Origin of the sequence: Vibrio metoecus (genome assembly GCF_009665255.1) — a bacterium.
Taxonomy (GTDB): Bacteria; Pseudomonadota; Gammaproteobacteria; order Enterobacterales; family Vibrionaceae; genus Vibrio; species Vibrio metoecus_B.
This window is the reverse complement of sequence record NZ_CP035686.1, coordinates 255,015-280,907: the sequence shown is the minus strand read 5'-3', so window position 1 is coordinate 280,907 and position 25,893 is coordinate 255,015. Positions and strand designations below refer to the sequence as shown.

Sequence of the window (25,893 nt, the reverse complement as noted above, 5' to 3'; positions counted from 1 at the left end):
GAAATTTTTTCAGTTGATGAGCATCGTGCTCAGCTACACACGAAAGGCAGTGATCTTGCGATCCAACTCTTCGGCGTTGTTTTGCATGATTTCTGAGGTTTCCAGTAGCTCGGTCATCACCGTCACGGAACCTTCCACCAACTCACGCACATTATTGAGATTTTCATTCATCTCTTCTGCCACGCTACTTTGCTGACCCGCCGCCGCGGCAATTTGGAAGTTCATGTCGTTGAGCTGTTGAACTTGGTTCACGATGCCATCCAGCTCGCTGCCCGCGTTGGTGATCAGCTCAACCCCATCGGCGGCTTGCACCACACTTTTCTCCATTAAATCCACCGCACTGTTGGCGCTGTTTTGCAGTTGTGAAATCATCTCTTGGATTTCCACCGTCGCATTTTGTGTACGCTGCGCCAAATTACGCACTTCATCAGCAACCACCGCAAAACCACGTCCTGCTTCACCTGCACGCGCAGCTTCAATCGCCGCGTTAAGCGCAAGCAAGTTGGTCTGTTCTGAAATGCCGCGAATCGTCCCAACGACACTGCTGATCGCCACCACTCGCTCTTCCACCTGATTGACGGCTTGCGCAGAAGAGCTAATGTCTTTCGACAGTTCACTCATTTTGCTAATCGTGCTTTTGACAAACTGTTGCCCAGTTCTAGCTTGCTGCGAAGCATTTTCAGTGAGCGAAGAGGCACTCTGCGCATGTTCTGCCACAGTTTGTACCGTTGACGACATCTCGCTCATCGCCGTTGCCAGTTGGTCAATTTCGTTGAATTCTTCTTGCGCCGAGTCTTTGGTTTCCGACATGCTCATCGTCATGACTTCCGTTAGCGAAGTCAGCTCTTGTGAGGCATTCATCTGCATACGGATCAAATCTTGTAGCTGACGGCGAGTTTTTTCCAGCTCTCGTGCCACATCGCCATACTCATCTTTACAATCCATATTGATCGGTTCAGATAAGTTGCGTTGTGCCATCAACTTGATCGCATCATTGAGATATTGGGTTTGTCTTAACATGACGCGAGCGGCAAACAATAAGAGCACCACGAACACCGCAATCAACAACAGCGTTTGCCAAAACACTTGCACAAGGTAATTATCGTAATGCTGCTGCGCGACTTCAACGCTATTGGTTGCGGTCAATAAGGATTGGTAAAAAGTATGGGCATCCCAAAGTTGTTTGCCAACGATCAACGCCGTACTGAACACCATTAACATCACCATTTTAGGCACAAGGCGAATATCGGTGATCAGGCGCTCCCACGGTTTAAACGACATCGTTGTCATTATCCTTACTCCATATTGTTGAGACTGAGTGACAAAACAGTTGGCAGCCAAACATGGCTCCTTAAATAAATCGACGGTGATGATAACAAAGATAAAGCCAAGCCAATGCGCGGAATATCGCTAATTCTTTCGTTTAGGAAAATAATTTGTGATCTTTGCCCGCTTCCGAATAGCGCTTGCCCTCGACTTTACTATCGTCTTACCTTGCTATCGGCCTAAACCGCTAAAGCTAAAGTTTTTTGCATCCTTTGATAGAACCAACAATGCTCTATAGAAATCAGGGAAGCCTAAGCCTCCCTGATGCGTTTTCGCATAATTATTGAGTTTATGGATGCTTATTCACGCCAATAAGGATGTGCCTCAACACCCATAGTGCGGCTTTGCTCCATGGCATGCAAAATCGAGTTCTCTTGGCGAATCAACCAACGCTTGAGTTGATCTTGTTCTTCATCTTGCAGTAAATCGACCAAACGCTCTAAGGGCTTCAAGCGCAATAAATCATCGATACCATGCAATAAATCCGCCCACGGCATACGGAACGCTTGGCGATCCTCTGCATCATACAAGCCGGCAAAACTGACGCCGGTGTACAGGTTACGCATCAAGCGATACTGCTGATCCACATACTCTTGTACGGTTAACGCTTTGCCCGGAGGGAAAGCTTCCATCAGCTCAGCCCATGTGCGGTCGAGTTGTTTCACGGAGAACGCTTCCAGCGACTGCGCCATTTTCTCACGTGCTTTGTCATCCAAGAAAGGTTGCCAGCCACGAGTGAGTACCCAGCGACTTAAATCGAGTAATAAGCCGGTATAGCGAGCACTACTGAGCAAACGGAGTGTATCTTCACGCTGTGGTAGGCTTTCCTGTAAGGTTTTCAGTGCGGTGACAAGAAACTTACGAGCATCCAGTTTGCGCAGTGCATAACCTTTATCTTCTTGCAGGCTTTCTAAATACTCAAACTCTTTCAGCCATTGTAACTCTTGCTCTAACCATTTCAGCTCTTGACGCAAAATCGCGCTAGCACGACGCGGAATAATTCCTCCGTAGACGGAAAGCAGTTGGCGCAGGTAACTCACCGCATGGCGAATTTCATGCAGCGCAGCCACCGCTTCACGCTCCGTGTAAATCTGTTCGTGGTAATGCCAATGCGCTAGCGCATGTTCCAGAGCACGAATAAAACAGGACTCTGCGGTGTCATTCTTATCGACACTCACCAACGCCATCGGCTGAATTTCATCACCCGAATAATTGGCAGCTAAGCGATAACCGCGTGCGGCTTTACTGAGGTTACCTAAACGCATGCCACCGTGTTCACACAGCTGGCGCGCCAGTGTAAATAGAGCATCGGTTTGACCGGACTTAAGCTCAAGCTCTACTTCACAAATCGGTTCTTGGCGATCGCCTGCCACCACCACACCTTGGTCAAAGGCAACTTCGACTTGGCTACCATCGGCCATGCCAATCAGCCATTGTTCACGCGTAAAGTTGGTTGAGAAAAGCGGCATAAGCTCCGCTTGTAATTGAGAGAGGTCTTTTCCTTGCGGCCAGATATCCGCAGGATGCAAAGAGAGATCAGGATCGTTGCTGTGATGTTCAGCATTAAACTCTGGGCGCTGATGTAAACCAGCAACCACACGACCTGCGGTTTTCACCGTTTGGACATAGACGTCATCAAAACGACGGATGCGCAATCCAATATCATGCTGACGTAACCAGTTATCGGGGGTATCAAAGTAAGTGTTTCCTAACTCCCGACAGCTATGCTGAAGTACTTTGGTTTCAGAAATCTTAGCGCTTAAAATCGTTGAAAATTCTGGAGAAACAAAAAACTTCAGTTCTATCTCGGTTTCCATAGTTATACCTTTCGATGCAGATGCCGACAGGATATTGCCTTATAGACAGCGGAGCAAGAGAGAAATATCCGCCCAATCATGATCTAAAACAGTTTTATTGCGACGATGTTTGGGTTAACATGCGCGCCTTTATAGCCAACGCTCAACATTTCACCATATTATGGTGTATGTTATTTCAAGGTTATAGCTATTAGGTTGAATGACCATGCCAGTAAATACAATCATGGGGTTATTTGCAAAGTCCCCGATTAAGCCTTTGCAACGCCACGTTGTGTGCGTGAATGAATGCTGCTCTCATCTGATCAATTTCTTTGAAGTCTGTAACAAGGGTGATTGGGAAAAAGCAGGTGAAATTCGTGCACAGATTTCTCATCTTGAGAAAGAAGCTGACGTGTTAAAGCGTGAAATTCGTCTTAAACTTCCTCGCGGTTTGTTCATGCCTGTTGATCGTAGTGACATGCTTGAGCTTCTTACTCAACAGGATAAACTCGCAAACCTCGCCAAAGACATTGCGGGCCGTGTATATGGCCGTCAGCTTGTCATCCCTGAGCCTCTCCAAGAAAACTTCATCGCTTACGTTAAACGTTGTTTAGACGCGGCTAACCAAGCGCAGAATGTGATCAACGAGCTCGACGAGTTATTGGAAACTGGATTCAAAGGTCGTGAGGTAACTCTCGTGGCTGAAATGATCCATCAACTGGATGTGATTGAAGATGACACCGATAGCATGCAGATTCGCCTGCGCCAACAATTGATGGCCATCGAATCGAAAATGAATCCTATCGATGTGATGTTCTTGTACAAAATTCTGGAATGGATGGGCGGCATTGCCGACCAAGCGCAGCGCGTTGGTGCTCGCTTAGAGCTGATGCTCTCTCGTTCTTAAATTTAAAGTTAAAGTTAACCAAATAACGAAGAGCAACCACACTATGACGACCTGCTAGGCGATGAGTATTTTCTACGCTGAAGGTCGTTATGTGCGTCAAAAACAAGCCAAGGTTGCTCCGCTTGTTATCAACAACTAGGTATTACGATGGAAATCCTTGCGAACTACGGCACCGTCTTGATTATTGTGGCAGCAGTCTTCGGTTTCTTGATGGCAATTGGTATTGGTGCAAATGATGTCGCCAATGCAATGGGCACTTCCGTAGGGTCAAAAGCGCTCACCGTTAAACAAGCTATTATTATTGCGATGATTTTTGAATTCGCAGGCGCTTATTTAGCCGGTGGTGAAGTGACAGAAACTATCCGTAATGGGGTTATTGAAACCTCTCTTTTCGCCGATAAGCCTGATGTGCTGATTTACGGCATGATGTCAGCATTGCTGGCTGCAGGTACTTGGCTACTCGTCGCCTCTTACATGGGTTGGCCTGTCTCTACCACTCACTCAATCATCGGTGCCATCATCGGTTTTGCTTGTGTGTCTGTTGGCACGGAAGCGGTCGATTGGAGCTCAGTACAAGGTATTGTCGGTAGCTGGATCGTTACTCCGGTGATTTCAGGCTTCTTTGCTTATCTCATATTCGTTAGTGCACAAAGCCTCATTTTCGATACGGAAAAGCCGCTGATCAACGCGAAACGTTTTGTACCTGTGTACATGTTTATCACCACCATGGTGATCGCACTGGTTACGATCAAGAAAGGTCTCAAGCACGTGGGTTTACACCTGACTAACCCAGAAGCTTGGATGTGGTCAGCCGTCGTTTCTGCCATCGTGATGGTCGGCGGTTACCTGTACATTCAGAAGAAATTTGCTAATCGCGATGAAGACCATGGGTTTTCAGGTGTGGAAAGCATTTTCAGCACACTGATGGTCATCACCGCATGTGCGATGGCTTTTGCTCACGGCTCAAACGACGTAGCAAACGCGATTGGTCCTTTGTCAGCAGTCGTTTCAACCGTTGAACACATGGGCGAAGTGGCCGCGAAAAGCTCTATCGCATGGTGGATTCTGCCATTGGGCGGCTTCGGTATCGTTGTGGGTCTCGCGACATTAGGTCACAAAGTAATGGCAACTATCGGTACTGGCATTACAGAATTGACTCCAAGTCGTGGTTTTGCCGCTCAGTTAGCAACCGCTTCAACGGTGGTTTTGGCTTCAGGCACGGGTCTACCTATCTCAACCACACAAACACTGGTGGGTGCGGTACTGGGTGTGGGTTTTGCGCGCGGAATTGCCGCACTGAACCTTGGTGTAGTACGTAATATCGTTGCGTCTTGGGTTATCACGCTTCCTGCGGGCGCCCTACTGGCCGTGGTTTTCTTCTACGCAATTCAGGCCGTGTTTGTCGGCTAAAACACACGTAAGCGTAGTGTTAGCGAACTGTCATTATTGACTCAATCGCACAGAAAGGGAGGCTTTGCCTCCCTTCTTTGTTGCAGCGCTTGCCAAAACTGCATACTATTTGCCACAAACTTTATGAGACTTATCGCCAAATCTATCTTTAAATTAAGGGATTTACTGTGAAAAAACTGTTCTGCATGGTGCTCTTATCCATGTTGGCCGCACCAACGTTCGCGCAAGACCGCTACATCGCGGACAAACTCTTCACTTACATGCATTCAGGCCCAAGTAATCAATACCGTATCCTTGGCAGCATTGATGCGGGGGAAAAAGTTAAGCTACTCGACGTGAACAAAGAGAGTGGTTACAGCCAAATTGCCGATGAGCGTGGCCGTACAGGTTGGGTAGAAAGCCGTTTTGTGACCCGTGAAATCAGCACTGCATTGCGTTTACCTGCTCTAGAAAAAGAGCTGGCAGAAGTGAAGAATCAGCTCGCGAATGCGCGTCAAAATGCCGATAGTGAAAAAACTGGGCTAGCGGAATCACTTGAATTACGCAATCAACAAATCGCCGATCTAGAACGCAGCTATGGCGATATCAGTAAGCAGTTGACCGAATCACAAACAGAAATTCGTGAGCTGCGCGCCAAGCTCGATACGCAAAAAGAAGACCTATTACTGAAATACTTCACTTACGGTGGTGGTGTTGCCGGTATTGGTTTACTGCTTGGTCTTGTATTGCCACATATCATTCCACGTCGTAAACGCCATCCTGCTGGCTGGGCATAATAGGCCCCCTACGACACAAAGATATAAAAAAACGGTCACGTCTGTGACCGTTTTTTTATATCTCAATCTTATCGTAGCTTAGCCTTTCCAATCATGCAGTGCGGGAATTTCTATCTGCTCGCCTGCAAATAGAATCACACTGCTTTGCGGTTTAATGCTTTCTAACTTCACCTCGGGAGCTAACATCTCCCCTTCACGGTGTTCAACACCATTTACTTTCACCCAGCGTTTTTGTTCATTACTGGAAAAGGCATGCATCTGGAAATTCAGTGCGGGTAAACGGCCTTGGTAACGATCGCTGTGCTGAGTGAGCACCACCACAGAAGACTCCGGCTTAGCAGCGGCTGGCACCGGTTGATCGCGCATGATGGCTTGAACTCGCAATGCTAATTCGGGAGAGAGCTGGGTTAAATCCAGATCGCCTAAACCGTCATTTGCTGCCAGTTGCGGTGATGTACCTAAAGTTGCAGGGGGCGTTACGGTTTTTTCCTCAAAGGAAATGGAATCCTCCACACGGCTCGTTTGCGTCAATACCGGCTCAACAAAAGTGGGTTGCAGATCGCCCCATTCTGGATAGGCTAACCGCTCCAATGGAGCATCAACCTGCACAATGCTCGGCTCGGTTTGCCGCATTGTGACGTCCTGCTGCACTTGTTCATAACGTTGGTAAATCATCACTCCCGCGGTAACGATTCCCGGCACTAGCCACAGCATTAAGTGCAACCAACGCCATGACGTCAAGGAGCTCGGTTCTTGTTCTGTAGAAGTGCGATAGGTCGCTGGCTGAGTCCGCAGATACTCTTGCTGAGATTGCTTCAAGGCATTCATCACTTTTGACATTAGCCCTCCTCCTTCAAACTCGGCGCTTGCTGCTGAGTCAACAGTTCTAAACGACGCAGGGTTTGTTTTCCCGCAATGCCATCAACATGCATACTCTGCCAACGTTGAAATAACTCCACCTTACGCGAAATATCCTTATCAAACATATCGGTAGAGCGTTCTGGCTCACCTAATACTTGCGCCAATTTACTTTCCAACAATGCCACATCATCCCCTCGCATTCCTTGCTTTAACGTTCGAGAAAAACCGCCCTGCCAAAGCAACGAATACTGGCCACGCCATAACGGCTCTAGCCATTGGCGCGCAATCCGATAACGCTGACCTCCCACCAAGAGTTCTGCATGATCACCACTTAACCGGTACAACACAGCATAAGTGCGCACTTCATCAATCACTAATGTCAGTACCGCAGGCAAATCATACGCTTGTAAACTCGCCCAATCTCCGGTTTGCTGCTCACACCAGAGCAGAGCATCCGGCTTCGATTGACAAAATCGATCCATCACCGAGGCTTGAAAACCCCACACGGCGTATAGTGTTTCTACAGCATCTTCACTACTGGTCGCATCAAGTAACGCGCTGCGCAGAGCTTGTGGAAATACCGTTTGTTCGGTTGGTGGCACAATCTCTGGCGCAGGGAAATAGGCTTGTACAGCTCGCTCAAGCTGTGGCGGTAATTGCCATGCTAGTAACACGGCAAGGGCAACACCGCCTAATGCGCTAGAGAGATAAGATAACTTCGGTGTTTGTGATTTAGTGGGTGTGACTTGGTAGACAGAAGATTGAAAGCTCATCACCTCTTGGCAGGCACGTTTGATTCTGTCCAAACTCAGTTCCTGCTCGCCCGCTTGATAAGCCTGCTTTAAAGCGGCATCACACACCAGATTGATTAAGCGCGGAATACCGTGAGTTTGTTGGGCAATCCACTGACAAGCTTTGCGGTTAAACAGCTCGACATTACCACCCGCTTGCTCAAGCCGGAAACGGATGTAGTCGGTGCTTTGCGCTTCACTCAGCGGCAGTAAGTGGTAGCGGCCGGTAATGCGCTGCGCGAGTTGACGCAACTGCGGCATTCGCAACTTCTCTTGCAATTCCGGTTGGCCAATCAGCAGCACTTTGAGCAACTTATGATTTTCGGTTTCTAGATTGGTCAGCAGGCGCAGCTGCTCTAACACATCGGGAGCCAAATGCTGCGCTTCATCAATCATCAAGAGCACTTGTATGCCTTGTGCGTGCTCGGCCAACAAAAACTCATGCAGCACTTGGGTGAGCTTTTTTAAGGTCGCCTTCTTCGGATAGCTGACCTCAAATTCATCGCAGATCGCTTCCAATAGCTCCAGATCCGAGAAAGTGGGGTTGAGGATCATCCCCGCGCGCGTTTTGCCCGGCAAACTCGCCAGAATCGCTCGCGCTACCGTGGTTTTTCCCGTCCCGACTTCTCCGGTGAGCATGGCAAAGCCCCCACCATCGCCCAATCCGGCTTGCAGGTGTACTATGGCTTCCTGATGACGCTGACTCAGGTAGAGATAGCGCGCATTGGGGACGATAGAAAACGGTAATTCGTCAAACCCAAAGAAGTTCAGATACATGCTTGTTGACCCTATTCATCGCAGTGGGTGCAACGTATCATTGCTGACTAAGATTAGCCAATGCCATTCGCGCAATTTTTTGAGACTCTACGATGCAAATTTACCTCGTTGGCGGCGCAGTGCGCGATCAATTGCTGCAACTTCCAGTTTATGACCGTGATTGGGTGGTGGTCGGCAGCAGCCCACAAGCTATGCTCAGTGCTGGCTTTCAAGCCGTGGGAAAAGACTTCCCAGTGTTTTTACATCCGAAAAGTAAAGAAGAACATGCCCTTGCTCGTACCGAGCGCAAAACGGGCGTGGGTTACACCGGCTTTGCTTGCCACTATGCTCCAGACGTGACTTTGGAAGACGATCTGCTGCGCCGCGATCTGACCATCAATGCGATGGCGCAAGATGACTCTGGACAACTTATTGATCCTTATGGCGGTCAGCGCGATCTCGCCGCGAAAGTGCTGCGCCATGTTTCGCCCGCGTTTGTGGAAGACCCCTTGCGTGTGCTGCGCGTGGCGCGCTTTGCGGCCAAGCTGCATCACCTAGGTTTCATCGTTGCCGAAGAAACCATGCAGTTAATGGCGAAGATTGCGCAATCGGGCGAATTACAGCACTTAACCGCTGAGCGCGTTTGGCAAGAGTGGCATAAATCGCTCTCGACGAATCATCCCGAAGTGTTTTTGCAGGTGTTACGTGATTGCGGCGCATTGGCGGTGGTGCTGCCTGAAATCGATCGCTTGTTCGGCGTGCCACAACCGGAAAAATGGCACCCAGAGATCGACACCGGTATTCACACGTTAATGGTCGCCAAACAAGCCGCACAACTTTCTGATTCCCTTCCCGTGCGTTTTGCCGCGCAAGTGCATGATTTAGGAAAAGGCGTGACGCCACCTTCTGAATGGCCAAGCCATAAATTGCACTGCCATACCGGGCTTAACATCATTGAATCATTGTGCGAGCGCATTCGCGTGCCTAATGAGTTTCGTGATTTAGCGCTCGCGGTGTGCGCACAGCATTCCAATGTTCATCGTGCCGACGAGTTAAAGCCTGCCACCAAGCTGAAAGTGCTGGGGCTTTTGGATGTGTGGCGCAAACCGGAGCGTCTTGAGCAAGTGCTACTGTGCTGTGAAGCGGATCATCGTGGCCGTTTAGGTTTAGAGAGTGAGCCGTATCCGCAGCGTGAGATTTTCCTGCGCGCCTACCACGCCGCCCTTGGCGTAGAGGTTCAAGCCGTGATTGCGGATGGTTTTCAAGGCAAGCATATCAAAGAAGAGTTGGATAAACGGCGCGTATCGGCAATCGAGGCTCTGTAGTTCATTGCCCGCAACCGTAGAAAGCAAAACGCCCTGCAATGCAGGGCGTTTTTTATCGCGAGACTGTTATCGTCAACAGTCGCGAAGGCGCTCGCTTAAAATTAAGCTTGGCCTTTCACTTCTTTCAGACCGTTGAAAGGAGCACGTGAACCCAGAGCTTCTTCAATACGGATCAGTTGGTTGTACTTAGCAACACGGTCAGAACGGCTCATAGAACCCGTCTTGATTTGACCTGCAGCAGTACCTACCGCTAGGTCAGCGATAGTTGCGTCTTCAGTTTCGCCTGAACGGTGAGAGATAACTGCAGTGTAACCAGCATCTTTTGCCATCTTGATCGCAGCCAGAGTTTCAGTCAGAGAACCGATTTGGTTGAACTTGATCAGGATAGAGTTAGCGATACCGTTGTCGATACCACGCTTCAGGATCTTGGTGTTTGTTACGAACAGATCGTCACCAACGATTTGGATTTTCTTACCCAGTTTCTCAGTTTGGTATGCGAAACCTTCCCAGTCAGACTCGTCCAGACCGTCTTCGATAGAAACGATTGGGAACTTCTCAGTCAGCTCTTCTAGGAAATCAGAGAAACCGTTAGAAGTGAAGATACGACCTTCGCCTTTCAGGTTGTATTCTTTCTTCTCTGCGTCGTAGAACTCAGAAGCCGCACAGTCCATCGCTAGTGTGATGTCAGTACCCAGTTTGTAACCTGCAGCCGCAACCGCTTCAGCGATAACTTCTAGCGCTTCTGCGTTAGATTTCAGGTTAGGAGCGAAACCACCTTCGTCACCCACTGCAGTGTTGTAGCCTTTAGACTTCAGTACTTTAGCTAGGTTATGGAACACTTCTGCGCCCATACGTACTGCTTCTTTCAGAGTTTTTGCGCCAACTGGTTGGATCATGAACTCTTGGATGTCTACGTTGTTGTCAGCGTGCTCACCACCGTTGATGATGTTCATCATTGGTAGAGGCATTGAGAATACGCCAGGAGTGCCGTTCAGCTCAGCGATGTGCTCAAACAGAGGCATGCCTTTTGCTGCCGCTGCTGCTTTCGCGTTTGCTAGAGAAACCGCCAGAATCGCGTTTGCACCGAAGTTTGACTTGTTCTCAGTACCGTCTAGGTCGATCATGATTTGGTCAATAGTTGCTTGATCTTTTGCATCTTTGCCAACCAGAGCGTCTGCGATTGGACCATTAACCGCAGCCAGCGCTTTCAGAACGCCTTTACCTAGGAAACGAGACTTGTCACCGTCACGCAGTTCAAGCGCTTCACGAGAACCAGTAGAAGCACCAGATGGAGCTGCTGCCATACCAACGAAACCACCTTCTAGATGAACTTCTGCTTCTACCGTTGGGTTACCACGTGAGTCGATGATTTCACGACCTAGAACTTTAACGATCTTAGACATTAATGTTTCCTCTCAATTGAATTTAAATGTCAAAACTAAAAGGGTAGCCACACTGCTAGAGTGGCTACCCGTATCCTTTTACTTCAATTCACCGCGTTGGTACTGACCTGCTGCTTTCACAAAACCAGCAAACAGAGGGTGACCATCGCGTGGGGTTGAGGTGAACTCTGGGTGGAACTGCGCTGCTACAAACCATGGGTGAGCAGGGTTCTCAATCACTTCAACCAGCTTCTTATCTGCTGACAGACCAGAAACCTTCAAACCTGCTTTTTCAATCTGAGGACGCAGCAGGTTGTTGACTTCGTAACGGTGGCGATGACGTTCATGGATCGTTGCGCTACCGTACATTTCGTACGCCTTAGTACCTTTTTCAAGGTGGCATAGCTGTGAACCTAGACGCATAGTGCCGCCCAGATCTGATTTCTCGCTACGCTCTTCGACATTGCCTTCACCATCTACCCATTCAGTGATCAAACCAACCACTGGGTATTTGGTGTTTTTATTGAATTCGGTTGAGTGTGCACCTTCCATACCCGCTACGTTGCGTGCGTATTCGATCAGTGCCACTTGCATACCCAAGCAGATGCCAAGGTAAGGAATTTTGTTTTCACGTGCATACTGAGCTGCACGGATTTTGCCTTCGATACCACGATCGCCAAAACCACCCGGCACCAAAATAGCATCCAGACCATTCAGCACATCGGTGCCTTTGGTTTCAACGTCTTGTGAATCCACGTATTTGATGGTCACGCTCAGACGGTTTTTCAGACCCGCGTGTTTCAGCGCTTCGTTAACCGACTTGTAAGCATCTGGCAGTTCAATGTACTTACCGACCATACCGATAGTCACTTCACCGGTTGGGTTCGCTTCTTCATAGATAACCTGTTCCCATTCAGACAGATCCGCTTCTGGCGCGTTAATGCCAAAACGTGCACACACCAAATCATCCAAACCTTGAGAACGGATCAGTTGTGGGATCTTGTAGATAGAATCCACGTCTTTCATAGAGATAACGGCTTTTTCAGGCACGTTACAGAACAGAGCGATCTTCTTACGCTCGTTCGCTGGGATCATACGATCGCTACGGCAAACCAGAATGTCTGGCTGAATACCGATTGAAAGCAGTTCTTTTACCGAGTGTTGGGTTGGCTTCGTTTTCACTTCGCCCGCTGCCGCTAGGTAAGGAACCAGCGTCAGGTGCATGAACATGGCGTTTTCACGGCCCACTTCGATTGCTAGCTGACGGATCGCTTCCATGAATGGCAGTGATTCGATATCACCTACTGTACCGCCAACTTCAACGATAGCGATGTCGTGGCCTTCTGAGCCTGCAATCACACGATCTTTGATCGCGTTCGTGATATGAGGGATAACCTGAATGGTTGCACCTAGGTAGTCGCCGCGACGCTCTTTGCGCAGTACGTCAGCGTAAACACGACCTGCAGTGAAGTTGTTGCGCTTGGTCATTTTGGTACGAATGAAACGCTCGTAGTGACCAAGGTCTAGGTCAGTTTCCGCGCCATCTTCCGTAACGAACACTTCACCGTGTTGAGTTGGGCTCATTGTGCCTGGGTCAACGTTGATGTAAGGGTCAAGCTTCATCATGGTCACTTTAAGACCACGAGCTTCGAGAATCGCTGCAAGGGATGCCGCTGCAATACCTTTACCTAGAGAGGATACAACCCCGCCAGTAACAAAAATATAATTTGTCGTCATGTTTAACCTGAAAATGGTTGAATGAGGGAAATGGATTTCTTCTGGACGGGACAAAACTATACCAGAAGGCCCCCATTGCCACAACGTGAAATCTATCACACTCAATTTTTTATTTTTTGCTTCAAATCAAACCAAATTGAAGCGAACCACACAAGCGGCACATTATCTGAGTCAATTTTGTCCCAAACGGGACTCTTTTTCAGCAATTGAGAAATTAGCAGTTTAATCAACCAGTAAGCTCATCAATGAGTTTGCTTTGTTTTTTAATGCTCAGCGATTAAAACGACTTTATCGCCTGTTTTTCTTCAAGTTTTACCTGATCCCAAAACGCGTCCAACTCAGCCAAAGTAAAGTCTTGGAGTGGCTTATTTTTCGCTCTCGCTTTGTTTTCAACACCTTGAAAGCGGCGCACAAATTTGGCGTTGGCTTTGCTCAGAGCCATTTCAGGGTCATGCCCTAAATGGCGCACTAAATTGACGGTAGCGAACAATAAATCGCCTAACTCTTCTTCTACTTTTTGCGTATCCACATCCACTTGCAGCGCTTCTTCCATCACTTCTGAGACTTCTTCGTGCACTTTGTCGACAACCGGACCTAAGCTGTCCCAATCAAATCCGTATTTGGCGCACTTTTTCTGGATCTTGTGAGCACGCGATAACGCGGGCAATGAACGTGGTACAGAGTCTAGAATACTCTGCTCATTTTTGCCTGCTTGCGCTTTTTCTTTGGCTTTTTCTGCCTCCCAATTGGCGTGAATTTGCTCGTCATTTTCAAAGGTCACATCTCCAAATACATGAGGATGACGGCGCGTCAGCTTCTCATTGACTGTATCCACCACATCACGAAACTCAAACAGGCCTTGTTCTTTGGCCATTTGGCTGTAGAAAATTACCTGAAATAGCAAATCCCCCAACTCTTCACGCAGGTTAGGCCAATCGCGCTGGGTGATGGCATCCACCACTTCAAAGGTTTCTTCAATGGTGTATGGCGCAATGGTGTCAAAGGTTTGCTCTTTATCCCACGGGCAGCCTAGCTCTGGGTCTCGCAGGCGGTTCATGATCTGTTCGAGTTGTTCAATCGGGTGTGACATGGTTTTCCTCACATCAGGCATTGAGCGCCTAAACTTATTGAAGTTGAAAAAGCAACGAGGTGGAAGTTTTCACTTCACACCTCGCTGTTTGCGTTGGATTTACCCTAAGCGTTTGACCAACATAACATCTTTGATCTGCTCGATGCGTTTGGAGACTCGCGCTAAGGCTTCAACGTTGTTCACCTCAAGATCGAAATCCATGATGATGATTTGTCGTTTGTAGTCGGAGCGGCTCTTCATGCTCGCCACTTTGACTTTTTCATTGGCCAGCAAGGTGGTGATGTCTTTCAATAAGCCACTGCGCTCCATCGCTTCCACGCGCACGGTCAACAGGTAAGAACCCACAAAACCGCCGCCCCACACGGTATCAATGATCCGCTCTGGTGCATGGTGGCTCAACTCTTCCAACTGTTCACAGTCGCTACGATGTACTGAAATGCCGCGACCTTGAGTAATGTAGCCACGGATCTCATCACCAGGAATTGGCTGACAGCAACGCGCAAGGTGAGTCATCAGGTTATCGACCCCTTCCACCACCACCGCATCTTTATGCGGGCGATTCGGCGTTAGGGCTTTGTTTTCCTGCAGTTTTTCCAGCGCGAGCTTATCTTCTTCCTCAGCGGTCGGTTTATTTACTAACGCATTGATATGATTAACAATTTGGTTAATACGCAGATCGCCACTGCCGATACCGACATACATCTCATCGACACTGTTAACGTTGAAGCGCTTAAGTGCATATGCCTCGGCATGTTTCAGATTGGCGCCCACTTTGGCTAATTCGATTTCGAGAATTTCACGCCCCGCTTCGAGGTTTTTCTCGCGGCTTTGCTTGCGGAACCAAGCATTGATCTTGGCGCGTGCACGACCTGAGTGAACAAACCCAAGCGATGGGTTTAACCAATCACGCGAAGGATTGGGCTCTTTGGCGGTAATGATTTCAACCTGATCGCCCATCTGCAATTTATGGGTAAACGGCACGATGCGCCCTGCGACTTTGGCACCAATACAGCGATGCCCCACTTCGGAGTGAATGTGGTAGGCAAAATCGAGCGGTGTGGCACCCATCGGCAAGTCGACCACATCGCCTTTCGGGGTAAAGGCGTAGACGCGATCATCAAACACTTGGCTACGCAGCTCATCGAGCATCTCGCCCGAATCGGACATCTCTTCTTGCCAATCAAGCAGTTTACGCAGCCAAGTGATCTTCTCATCGTAACCACTGCGGCCAGCGCTGCTGCCTTCTTTGTATTTCCAGTGTGCCGCCACCCCAAGCTCTGACTCTTCGTGCATCTGCTTGGTACGGATCTGGATTTCGATGGTTTTGCCTTCTGGCCCCAAAATCACGGTATGGATTGACTGATAGCCGTTCGGCTTCGGGTTTGCCACGTAGTCATCAAACTCGTTCGGCAAATGTTTGTACTTGGTATGCACAATGCCAAGCGCGGCATAACAGTCTTGCAGCTTGTCGGCAATAATCCGCACCGCGCGCACATCAAACAACTCATCAAAAGCGAGGCTCTTTTTCTGCATTTTGCGCCAGATGCTGTAGATGTGTTTCGGGCGACCGCTGACTTCGGCGTTGATGCCCAGTTGTTTCATCTCAGCACGCAGATCGCTGACAAAATCACGGATGTACTGCTCACGCACAATACGGCGCTCAGAAAGCTGTTTGGCAATCTGTTTATAGGTATCCGGTTGTTGGTAACGGAACGCGTAGTCTTCAATTTCCCATTTGAGCTGACCAATGCCTAGACGGTTCGCCAGTGGTGCGTAAATGTTGGCACACTCTTTCGCGGCGATGCGGCGCACTTCATCCGGCTCATTTTTCACTTCACGCAGGTTACAGATCCGCTCAGCAAGCTTAATGACCACGCAGCGGAAATCATCCACCATCGCGAGTAGCATGCGGCGCACGTTATCCACTTGCGCTGAGGCTTCACTGCCATGCATGGTCACATTGAGCTGACCGATGGCTGCCATCTCTTCCACGCCGAGGATCAGTTTGAGCACTTCTCTGCCATAACTCTCTTCGAGTGACTCATTATCCAACACGCCACTGGTGGCGATGGGAAATAGCAAAGCGGCCACCAGCGTTGGGCGATCCATAGATAAAGTGATCAAAATTTCGATCATTTCCCGCCCACGCCACAACAGCAGTGGTCCTTGAGGATTACCAGCAAGCAACTGCTCACACTCACGGTACACTGCGGTCAATTTAGCGGCCGTTTTACCCTCTTGGGCAAGGCTGGCTATCCATGTTTCTAGCTCAAACTGTTGGTCTGGGTTTAAGTGTGCGCTTCGTACCGCAACCATTGATATCGTCCTAATAATTGTATTTTTAGCCTTCGACTGACGCTGAAATGAAGAGTTCAGTCGCTAGCGTTTTTTCACAAATAAAGCCATGGATTCAAGGTGACTGGTGTGCGGGAACATATCCAGCATGCCCAGTTTCTCTAAGCAAAATCCTTGGCTCAGCAAGCTTTGGCTATCACGAGCCAGTGTCGCAGGGTTACACGACACATACACCACCCGTTCCGCTCCTAACGCAGCCAGTTGTTCCACAATCCCTTCTGCACCTGCACGGGCGGGGTCGAGCAGTACTTTAGCAAATTTCTGCTGCGCCCATGAGGCGGTTGTCATATCTTGTTCCAAATTGGCCTGATAAAACGTCACATTGTTGATTTGGTTCAATTTCGCATTGTGAGTAGCGTGCTGCACCATCTCTTCCACGCCTTCTACGCCCACCACTTGTTGCGCTTGTTTTGCTAACGGCAGAGTGAAATTCCCTAAGCCACAAAACAGATCAAGCACGCGATCCTGTTCATTCACCTCAAGCCAGTTGAGTGCTTGCTCGACCATTTGCTTATTCACCGCGCGGTTCACTTGAATAAAGTGGCTCGGCAAGAAGCTTAGACGGCTACCGGTTTCTTCACAGTAAGGCGGTTCACCTTGTACGTGTTGCAACGCGCCGGCTTCCAATGTTAGGTATAAGGTTAGTTGGTTTTGCGAGGCAAAGTCAGTTAAACGCTGCTGATCTTGTTCAGTCAACGCACCGACATGACGCAGCGCCAATACTCGCGCATTATCGCCTTTCACCAATTCCACATGCCCCAACTGCTCAGGTTGGCTCCATTGGCTCAACAAGGTATTCAATTCCGGCAAGAGCGCATTCAAACTCGGCTCTAGTACAGGGCAATGTGTTACGTTGACAATCGCTTTGCTCTGCTTACGGCGAAAACCAAACTGCAGTTGCTGGGCTTTCTTATCCCACATCAAGCTTAATCTTGCTCGGCGGCGATAGCCTTGATCATCAGAACAAACTGGCGCAGACAGGGCAAGGCTCTGCCCTGCAAACTTCACCATTAATTGACTTAACGCCTGCTGCTTGTGGTTAATTTGACCGGCTCGGTCAAGATGCTGTAAATCGCAGCCACCACACTGCGCGTAATGTGCACAGAAAGGGGTAACGCGCTCAGAACTAGGCTTGAGCACCTTAATCAACTGCCCACGCGCATATTTACTTTTGCTTTCGGTGAGCTGGATCAGCACCTCTTCACCCGGCAAAGCGCCATCGACAAACAACGGTTTCTTCTGCAAAAAGGCCAGTCCGCTGCCTTGGTGATCCAACCGTTCAATGGTGACCGGTTGATGCTTTTTGTCTAACGTGCTGTGCTTTTTCGGTTGAAAGAAACGTGCCATGCTTTGTGCTCAAGTGTTGGAGTAGAATTGTTTTTGCCCCGGCATCACTATTCTGCACGGGGGTGATTGTCGAAGGTCAGGGAGTTGATTAAGCTAACGCCAATGTTTCCCCACGCAATCCGATTTGTGCGGGGGTATTTTCCCATATCCACACCACAATGTTTAGACAATAATGACTCAAAGATATGGCTTGCGCGCCCGCGTTGTGACGCTCACTCTGGCTCCAACCCTGATTATTGGCCTGCTGCTTAGCGCACTGTTCTCTTTTAACCGTTATCACGACTTAGAAAACCAAGTGATCAACTCAGGGGCTAGCATCATCGAACCACTGGCGATCGCCAGTGAAGATGCGCTACGCATGCAAAGCCGCGAATCGGTGCGGCGCATCATTAGCTATGCACATCGGAAAAATTCTAAATTAGTTCGCAGCATTGCGGTATTTGATGGCAACCACGAGTTGTTTGTCACTTCCAACTTTCACCCCAATTTCGAAAAACTCATGTATCCCAAGGATAAACCTATCCCCTTTTTGAGCAGTTCGGTGATTGATGAAAACACCTTGATTTTGCGCACACCGATTGTCTCAGAACGGACTTTACTCGAAAACGGTGATGCCAACCCAGCGACCCCCGTCATGGGCTATATCGCCATCGAACTTGATCTCTCCTCTTTGCGCCTACAGCAATATCAGGAAATTTTCTCGGCGGGCTTAGTGTTGGTGATTGGGGTTTTGCTCTCAGGTGTGTTCGCATTTCGTTTGATGCACGATGTCACTCGCCCCATCACACACATGAAAAACATGGTGGATCGCATCCGGCGCGGCCATTTAGATGTACGTATTGAAGGCAAAATGCACGGCGAGTTGGATGCGCTAAAAAAAGGCATCAACGCGATGGCGGTGTCGCTCTCGGAATACCATGTCGAGATGCAGCACAGTATTGACCAAGCCACTTCTGATTTGCGGGAAACCTTGGAACAGTTAGAGATTCAGAACGTGGAACTCGACATTGCCAAAAAACGAGCGCAAGAAGCAGCACGGGTGAAATCTGAGTTTTTGGCTAACATGTCCCATGAGCTGCGAACCCCACTGAATGGTGTAATTGGTTTTACTCGACAAATGCTAAAAACCCAGCTCACCAACAGCCAAACGGATTACCTGCAAACCATTGAAAAGTCTGCCAACAATCTTCTAACGATCATTAATGACATTCTAGACTTCTCTAAACTTGAGGCTGGAAAACTGGCGTTAGAGAATATTCCGTTTGAATTCCAAGATATTCTAGAGGAAGTGGTTAACTTACAAGCCACCAGCGCCCATGAGAAAGGGTTAGAAATCACCCTCAAAATTGACCCGAAAATTCCGCGCGGCGTAGTGGGCGATCCACTGCGTATTCAACAGGTATTGACTAACTTAGTCGGCAACTCGATTAAGTTTACCGAGCGCGGCAACATTGATGTCAGCGTGGAAATGCGCTCACTGCGCGATGACGTGATAGACCTGCAATTTATGGTGCGCGATACAGGCATCGGTATCTCAGAGCGCCAACAAGCCCAATTATTCCAAGCCTTTAGTCAAGCGGATGCCAGCATTTCTCGCCGCTATGGCGGCACAGGGTTAGGGCTAGTGATCACCCAAAAACTGGTTAGCCACATGGGGGGCGAAATCAGCCTCACTAGTCGCTTACACCAAGGTTCAACCTTCTGGTTTACTCTGCGTTTGCACACGACAGAGTTACCCGTCAATGATGGTTATGATGCTCAACGACTCAACCATCGTCATCTGTTGTTGATTGAACCTAACATGCAAGCGGCGGCAATTGTGCAACAAACGCTAGTACAAAGCGGGTTAGACGTGACTTATCGCTCCGCGATACCGGAAGAGGAACAAAGTTACGACTATGTACTACTCAACCTAGCACCAAGTAAAGAAACCAACTATGCGATGGTCGAACTTTGGGTTAAGCGTGCGCTCGCCATGACACATAACGTGATTGTCGGTGTACCGAGTACCGAACTGGCGTTGGCCGATCTATTGATGCAACAATATCCGGTGAAATGCATCAGTAAACCGCTTTCACGCAAAAAGCTGCTGCAAACGTTGGCCGCGCAACAACCACTCTCACTCCATTCTGCACAGTCTAAACCGCAAGCCGATAAGTTGCCGCTGTGTGTTATGGCGGTCGATGATAACCCTGCCAACCTAAAACTGATTACAGCATTGCTTCAAGAGCGAGTTGAATGCGTGATCGCCTGCGCCAGTGGCCAAGAAGCGATAGAACAAGCACAGAATCGCCACTTCGATATCATCTTGATGGACATTCAAATGCCACATATGGATGGGGTAACCGCATGTAAATCGATTAAACAGTTACATGGCTATCAAGACACTCCTGTCATTGCCGTCACGGCTCATGCCATGGCAGGCGAACGAGATCGCCTCCTGAAAGCGGGCATGGACGACTACCTCACTAAACCGATTGAAGAGCATATTTTGCAACAAGTGTTGGTACATTGGAGCCCACACACGCGCAGTAAACAGGTGGCAAAAATTTCTCTGCCAGATGGTGCCGCAGTACAAAATGCTTTGCATACTGCAGAGCAGGATGATGCGATCATTGATTGGTCAGCCGCATTACGCCAATCGGCCAACAAAGAAGATCTTGCTAAAGAAATGCTGACCATGCTGGTCAATTATTTGCAGGAGGTCGAAACGGTCGTCAACATGGCTTTAGAAGATGAAGAGTACGCCACGAGCGACTTATTGCATCATATCCACAAACTGCACGGCAGTTGTTCATACAGCGGTGTACCAAGGCTCCGTAAAGTCTGCGCGAGTTTGGAGCAAGCACTGCGTAGCGGAGCTGCCATAGACGAGTTGGAACCGGAGCTCTTTGAGTTGCAAGATGAGATGGTGAAAGTTATCAAGGCAGCCGCTGATTATCTGGATTGATCGTGTTTCATGTTTTGCTGATGGGGTAAAGAATGCACCTCTTGCCCCATCACATAAACATGATAGCCATGCTTACCTCGATGTTTGACCCAATACATTGCCTTATCCGCTTGTAAAAGCAGTTTTTCTAAGTCGATGTGCACACAGTCCATATGACTGATGCCAATACTGCACCCAACTTGAGCACTCTGTTTACCCAATACGATCGGCGTACCAGAGGCGTTGATCAAATCGGCAGCAAGAGCTTCAACTGGCGCCTGATCATAAACGTCGAGTGGAATATAAATCGCAAACTCATCCCCACCGAGTCGGCCGACGACAGAATCGACAAAGTGAGCCTGCGCAAGAGCCAAAAAGCGTTTAGCGATTTCACGCAATACATCGTCACCAGCTCCATGTCCTAACGTATCATTCACCTGTTTAAAACCATCTAAGTCGATAAGTAGCAACACCATAGTGCAACTGACGCGTTTTTTATTCAGCACGTACTTTTCACACCCCAACCGATTTTTGAGCCCAGTCAACGTATCTTGCTCAGCAATGGTTCGGTAATAACTTTCCCAACGCTCAATCTGTTGGCGTAATTCGCGCTCACGGATCAGGGCCTGATGGGATGCATCAATAAACTCATTGATACTTTTGGCCACCAAACCGATCTCATTATGCTTATTTTCCTGAGCCACCGAGACTTTACGATCATGATCTGGACGCACTTCCGATAATGCCTCATAAAGCTCAGTTAATGGCTTACCCACTAAACGGCGTACTATCCAAATTAGCGCGACAAAGGTGACTAAAAACTGGATCAACACCACGGCAATTTGATCGAGAATTTTGCTCGTCGCCTGCTGCCTTATCACTTGATGATCCTCATGAAGCATCAAGTAACCAATTAAATTACCATCAACAGGCGAAACCAAACGGTAACGGTTAGCATCCTCCCAAATATCATGCTCCTTGAGGAGCTGGGGAATACTGGTTCGTTCAAAGACAATCCCATCCACACTCGCTAGTTTGACGGCATTGATCTCTTTATGCAGCAACAGGGCATCCATCACCTCAGAGGCGATATCGTAGTTATTCACGTACAGAGCAATCGCCGCCGAGTTGCTCAGAGAGAGCGCCAGCTTTTCTTCAAGCTCTTGCTTTTGCAATTCAACAATGTGCATACCTCGTGGAATAATCACCGCAAGAATGATCAACAAATAAGCAAGTGCGCACAGCGAAATCATCTTCAATAAACGATTAACCAGAGGAGATGTTCGCGTTTGATCAGTCATAAATCACCAATAGCACTTTTAATGCTTCATCTGGCGGCTGAGCCATGTAACCAATCGAGAATGGGTTAGCCTCAAGTTTCGTCGCCAACTCTTGATCACTGGGAACAGACTCCGGAGCACGAAGCCGTCCTGAAAACTTTAACTTCGCCCAATACGCATTAATCTGGCTTTCTTGCATATTGGTTACCTGAAAGAAAAATCGTTGGCGAACTTCACCACTACGATCCAATATCTGATTAATGTATGTATTACCCACCACTCTATTGCGCCCAAGATATAATGCGGAGAGCTCTTCTTTGGTAATGGCAGAAACGGGGCTTTCTTGGCCTGCAACAACATACAATTCCGCAGATGCCAATGGCGATAGCAATATAACTAGGAGTAACCAATATTTCATTCAGTCCTCCTAAAATACAAAATTGACGCTTAACGAAAAGAGACTCACATCGCGTCCTTGAGTATGTTCTTCTAAGGGTATCGACCATAAGCCATAACCATTATCGGCGATCTGGGTGTAATCATATTGTGCTTTCAAAGCAACTTGTGAACTCACATCCCAGCGAACTCCGAATGAATACGTTTGCTGATCGATATAAGTAGAATTAATTCCTCCAATTAACCATTTTTGAACTTCCGCCAATTGGGCGCCATTCACCGATGATAGCCCCCAATCCGATTGAGCTTGGTAAGGCGATTTTCTGGGGTTAAATTTGCCGTAGATAACGTAAGGCGTCACGCTTCCTAGCGTATATCCGGCCATCGCATAGCCACCAACACCTTCAGGCACAACCGCTTTATTCCCTAAAATAGTAAAAATTTCTGATTGAAATGACCACTTTTCACCTCGGTATCCTCCGCCGAATTGCCAATACTCAATCGTTTCAGCTTTTAAATTAATCTGCTCAACCAACTGCTTTGCTTCAGAACTGATCGCCCCCAACCCTGCTTGAGCTAATTGATTGACGACTTGCACACCAAGTAAAGAGTTACCATCTAGGTCAACTTTTAATTTCCCTACATGTACATAAGAAAGGCGTCCAAACCAACGCTCCTGTTCGAGTGCAAACACTAAAACTAACGTTTGATCAGATTGAGACCCTGAAACTTCACTGGAAGCGGTATTTTGCAGTTTCTGCTTAATTCGGCCATATTGGGCACCTAGAGACCAGGTTATATCGTCAAATGAGCTGCGGTAGGTCACATCGACCCCGTCGATAGAATCGTAAAAAATACCACCATAAAACTCTTGGGGAGGACGTACCCACAGGTGCGCGTAGTCAATTCGCCGGCTGTCAGCGGCGATATATCCATAAAGGCCAAGGCGCCCCATTCGAAGATCCCAGTGTTCGTCAGGCATATAGCGAACAAAAGCCAGCTCAGTGACATCATCAAACCGCTGCTCGACTCGATCTTCCAACACCCATTGTGCTGTCACCGACCATTCCGGGTTTAACTGCAAATCAAACTGGATCCCGAGATTAGAATCTGGCTTAAATGATCCGTTACGCTGATACTCATTGGGCTGGGAAATATTGCGCAGAAAACCAAGATTTTCTTCATTTTCATAGCTATAACCAATCGAACCATAACCAGAGACACTCCAATCTCCGGCCAAGGCTGTATTGCTCGTCATAACAAATACACTAAAGAGACTTCTCATCAGCAGTGTTTGAAAAAAACATCGTATCATTGGGTTATCCCTAAGCAAGCCTTACTTCCACCACAGCGCAAACCTGCGCACCTAGTGAAACATTCTCTATTTCGAGCGTCATTGATGATGAATGACATCACCCAATTGCTTTAATTTTAGTGATTGGTGATAGAAAAATACGCATTTGGTGCAAAGAGTATAAAACCCATTCTTCCGTTGAGGGAAATTAAACACGTAAGGAAAATATAGTCAGAAAATGAAAGATTTGAAATGACTAAAAGTATGAACGCCGCATTAGCGGCGTTCGAGGATCACGGTGGCCATGGCATAATGGCGCTCATCAGAGATGGAAAGATGGATATTCGCCACCTGCAATTGTGCGGCTAACTGAGCAGCCTTGCCACTCAAGTTCAATAAAGGCTTACCTAGTTCGTCGTTGCTAACGGTGAAATCGTGAAAGGTCACACCTTGAGCAATTCCGGTACCTAACGCTTTGGATGCCGCTTCTTTAGCTGCAAAGCGTTTAGCTAAAAAGCGCCCTTGTTGCTTCGAAGCATGAAATTGCTCTAGTTCAGAATCGGTAAGAATGCGACGCGCAAAACTTTCGCCTGAGCGCGCCAACGCTTTCTCAACCCGTTCGATTTCAGCGATGTCCGTGCCGAGTCCAACGATCATACGTTATCGACGCGCAGCAACCATGATGGCTTTCATATCGGCGACGGCTTTCGCTAAACCATCAAATACCGCGCGACCAATGATCGCATGGCCGATGTTCAGCTCGTAGATTTCAGGGATCGCCGCAATCGCAGCAACGTTGTGGTAAGTCAATCCATGACCCGCATTCACCGTAATGCCCAAGTCGTGAGCATAAGCCGCTGCTGCCGCGATTTTTTTTAGCTCATTTTGCTGATCGACTTCACTTTTCGCATCCGAATAATGACCGGTATGCAGCTCAATGAATGGTGCACCACAGGCTTTTGCCGCATCAATTTGCTCGCGATCGGCATCGATAAACAGAGATACCTTAATGCCTGCCGCGGTGAGTTTTTCCGTTGCCGCTTTTACGCGCTCAAGCTGACCAAGTACGTCCAAGCCACCTTCTGTCGTCAGTTCTTCACGCTTTTCCGGCACCAAGCAAACGTATTCTGGTTGAGTTTGCAGCGCAATCTCAACCATCTCATCGGTCACAGCCATTTCAAGGTTCATACGCGTTTGCAGCGTTTCACGCAAAATACGCACATCGCGATCTGTAATGTGGCGGCGATCTTCACGCAGATGGATGGTGATGCCATCTGCACCCGCACGTTCAGCTATTTCCGCTGCATGCACAGGATCGGGATATTGCGTGCCGCGTGCGTTACGCAAAGTAGCCACGTGATCGATGTTCACACCAAGATAAATTGAGCTCATTCTTCTGTACTCCGTGCTCTGGGTAGAGTTGTTTGACGAAACAACTCACGACTTTTTAAAGGTTTGCCGCCAAGATACGGCTTTAAGGCTAAACGTGTAAAGCGTTTTGCCGCTTGCAGTTGCTCTTTGCTGGTAAAACGCCGCTCACTGATCGCAATCAGCTCATTACCGAGAAAGGTGAGATTATCGCGGCGTACCGAGGCAATAAAGCCTTTTTGCTCACGATAGCGATAGGTCATGTCTGGTGAAACTGGTTCGCCCGTACCAGCACAATGCAGAAAATCCACGCCGTAGCCCATCGCGGCAAGCAAAGCGAGTTCAAAGCGACGTAGTGCTGGCTCGGGATTAGTGCTTTGCGCCAGTTCAGTGAGCGCAAACAGATAATCATGGAATAGCCCGGGGCTAGCGACTTCTGGCATTAACACCCGATCCACCAGCTCGTTGATGTACATCGCCGAATAGAGATAGACGCCGGAAAGCGGTAAGCCGAGACTAATTGGTTCGGCTTGGCGCAGCGTTTTCATCGAACCATTGCCCGACCATTTCAGCAGTAAAGGAGTGAAAGGTTGCAGCGCACCTTTGAGGTTGGAGCGTTTTCCGCGCGCACCTTTGGCCATTAAGGTGACTCGCCCGTACTCCTCACTGAACACATCGAGAATTAAGCTCGATTCACTGTAAGGGCGGCGGTGCAGAACAAAACAGCGTTGCAGTCCGTCTGACATTTTCCCTTTCTATCATGCAGT

Annotated in this window: 20 protein-coding genes; 5 read left to right on the top strand and 15 right to left on the bottom strand. The window is 48.4% G+C overall.

Features of this window, described 5'->3' with window-relative positions:
- Positions 1-33: 33 nt before the first annotated feature.
- Together EPB59_RS01370 and EPB59_RS01365 are read right to left on the bottom strand one after the other, a co-directional pair.
- Positions 34-1,290, bottom strand: coding sequence for a methyl-accepting chemotaxis protein (locus EPB59_RS01370; RefSeq protein ID WP_000210401.1), 1,257 nt, complete (start codon positions 1,288-1,290; stop codon positions 34-36).
- 335 nt (positions 1,291-1,625) lie between these two features.
- On the bottom strand, positions 1,626-3,143 hold the full coding sequence (locus tag EPB59_RS01365; RefSeq protein ID WP_095474471.1) for an inorganic triphosphatase: 1,518 nt from the start codon (positions 3,141-3,143) through the stop codon (positions 1,626-1,628).
- Positions 3,144-3,348: 205 nt separating this feature from the next.
- On the opposite strand from EPB59_RS01365, the gene EPB59_RS01360 reads away from it, so the two are divergent.
- The 3 genes from EPB59_RS01360 (at position 3,349) to EPB59_RS01350 (ending at position 6,215) form a co-directional block, all read left to right on the top strand.
- Positions 3,349-4,029, top strand: a complete 681-nt coding sequence (locus EPB59_RS01360) for a TIGR00153 family protein (protein WP_055051527.1) — start codon at positions 3,349-3,351, stop codon at positions 4,027-4,029.
- A 147-nt stretch (positions 4,030-4,176) separates the two neighbouring features.
- The gene (locus EPB59_RS01355) at positions 4,177-5,439 is read left to right on the top strand and encodes an inorganic phosphate transporter (protein ID WP_055033121.1); all 1,263 of its coding nucleotides are present in this window, start codon (positions 4,177-4,179) and stop codon (positions 5,437-5,439) included.
- Positions 5,440-5,606: 167 nt separating this feature from the next.
- Positions 5,607-6,215: a TIGR04211 family SH3 domain-containing protein gene (locus EPB59_RS01350; RefSeq protein WP_154171376.1), complete on the top strand. Its 609-nt coding sequence runs from the start codon at positions 5,607-5,609 to the stop codon at positions 6,213-6,215.
- A 78-nt stretch (positions 6,216-6,293) separates the two neighbouring features.
- On the opposite strand, the gene EPB59_RS01345 is transcribed toward EPB59_RS01350, so the two are convergent.
- Both EPB59_RS01345 and EPB59_RS01340 read right to left on the bottom strand, forming a co-directional pair.
- Complete coding sequence (locus EPB59_RS01345; protein WP_154171375.1) at positions 6,294-7,055, bottom strand: general secretion pathway protein GspB; 762 nt, start codon at positions 7,053-7,055, stop codon at positions 6,294-6,296.
- Positions 7,055-8,644, bottom strand: coding sequence for an ExeA family protein (locus EPB59_RS01340; protein WP_154171374.1), 1,590 nt, complete (start codon positions 8,642-8,644; stop codon positions 7,055-7,057). The genes EPB59_RS01345 and EPB59_RS01340 overlap by 1 nt, the downstream gene beginning before the upstream one ends.
- 92 nt (positions 8,645-8,736) lie before the next feature.
- On the opposite strand from EPB59_RS01340, the gene EPB59_RS01335 reads away from it, so the two are divergent.
- The gene (locus EPB59_RS01335) at positions 8,737-9,948 is read left to right on the top strand and encodes a multifunctional CCA addition/repair protein (protein WP_154171373.1); all 1,212 of its coding nucleotides are present in this window, start codon (positions 8,737-8,739) and stop codon (positions 9,946-9,948) included.
- A gap of 101 nt (positions 9,949-10,049) precedes the next feature.
- Here EPB59_RS01335 and eno read toward each other — a convergent pair whose 3' ends face one another.
- From eno to rlmD, 5 genes are all read right to left on the bottom strand, one after another.
- Positions 10,050-11,351, bottom strand: coding sequence for a phosphopyruvate hydratase (gene eno / locus EPB59_RS01330; RefSeq protein ID WP_000036738.1), 1,302 nt, complete (start codon positions 11,349-11,351; stop codon positions 10,050-10,052).
- 78 nt (positions 11,352-11,429) lie between these two features.
- Complete coding sequence (locus tag EPB59_RS01325) at positions 11,430-13,067, bottom strand: CTP synthase (RefSeq protein WP_000210849.1); 1,638 nt, start codon at positions 13,065-13,067, stop codon at positions 11,430-11,432.
- A 277-nt stretch (positions 13,068-13,344) separates the two neighbouring features.
- Positions 13,345-14,157 carry a nucleoside triphosphate pyrophosphohydrolase gene (gene mazG / locus EPB59_RS01320; RefSeq protein WP_154171372.1) on the bottom strand — a complete coding sequence of 271 codons (813 nt, stop codon included), beginning with the start codon at positions 14,155-14,157 and terminating at the stop codon, positions 13,345-13,347.
- Positions 14,158-14,256: 99 nt separating this feature from the next.
- Positions 14,257-16,473 carry a GTP diphosphokinase gene (gene relA / locus EPB59_RS01315; RefSeq protein ID WP_055052157.1) on the bottom strand — a complete coding sequence of 739 codons (2,217 nt, stop codon included), beginning with the start codon at positions 16,471-16,473 and terminating at the stop codon, positions 14,257-14,259.
- 63 nt (positions 16,474-16,536) lie between these two features.
- On the bottom strand, positions 16,537-17,859 hold the full coding sequence (rlmD, locus tag EPB59_RS01310) for a 23S rRNA (uracil(1939)-C(5))-methyltransferase RlmD (protein WP_154171371.1): 1,323 nt from the start codon (positions 17,857-17,859) through the stop codon (positions 16,537-16,539).
- Positions 17,860-18,031: 172 nt separating this feature from the next.
- Here rlmD and barA point away from each other — a divergent pair, with 172 nt between their 5' ends.
- Positions 18,032-20,809 carry a two-component sensor histidine kinase BarA gene (barA, locus tag EPB59_RS01305; RefSeq protein WP_154171370.1) on the top strand — a complete coding sequence of 926 codons (2,778 nt, stop codon included), beginning with the start codon at positions 18,032-18,034 and terminating at the stop codon, positions 20,807-20,809.
- On the opposite strand, the gene EPB59_RS01300 is transcribed toward barA, so the two are convergent.
- From EPB59_RS01300 to recO, 6 genes are all read right to left on the bottom strand, one after another.
- Positions 20,797-22,089, bottom strand: a complete 1,293-nt coding sequence (locus tag EPB59_RS01300) for a diguanylate cyclase domain-containing protein (protein WP_055052154.1) — start codon at positions 22,087-22,089, stop codon at positions 20,797-20,799. The two genes, barA and EPB59_RS01300, sit on opposite strands and share 13 nt — an antisense overlap.
- Positions 22,082-22,486 carry a hypothetical protein gene (locus EPB59_RS01295; RefSeq protein ID WP_081017920.1) on the bottom strand — a complete coding sequence of 135 codons (405 nt, stop codon included), beginning with the start codon at positions 22,484-22,486 and terminating at the stop codon, positions 22,082-22,084. The genes EPB59_RS01300 and EPB59_RS01295 overlap by 8 nt, the downstream gene beginning before the upstream one ends.
- A gap of 9 nt (positions 22,487-22,495) precedes the next feature.
- The gene (locus tag EPB59_RS01290) at positions 22,496-23,779 is read right to left on the bottom strand and encodes a hypothetical protein (RefSeq protein ID WP_154173166.1); all 1,284 of its coding nucleotides are present in this window, start codon (positions 23,777-23,779) and stop codon (positions 22,496-22,498) included.
- A 255-nt stretch (positions 23,780-24,034) separates the two neighbouring features.
- Complete coding sequence (acpS, locus tag EPB59_RS01285) at positions 24,035-24,415, bottom strand: holo-ACP synthase (protein ID WP_055052152.1); 381 nt, start codon at positions 24,413-24,415, stop codon at positions 24,035-24,037.
- A gap of 3 nt (positions 24,416-24,418) precedes the next feature.
- Positions 24,419-25,150 carry a pyridoxine 5'-phosphate synthase gene (gene pdxJ / locus EPB59_RS01280; RefSeq protein ID WP_000095367.1) on the bottom strand — a complete coding sequence of 244 codons (732 nt, stop codon included), beginning with the start codon at positions 25,148-25,150 and terminating at the stop codon, positions 24,419-24,421.
- Entirely contained in the window at positions 25,147-25,872 is a 726-nt protein-coding gene (gene recO / locus EPB59_RS01275; protein WP_001279493.1) for a DNA repair protein RecO, read from the bottom strand. The genes pdxJ and recO overlap by 4 nt, the downstream gene beginning before the upstream one ends.
- Positions 25,873-25,893 lie beyond the last annotated feature (21 nt).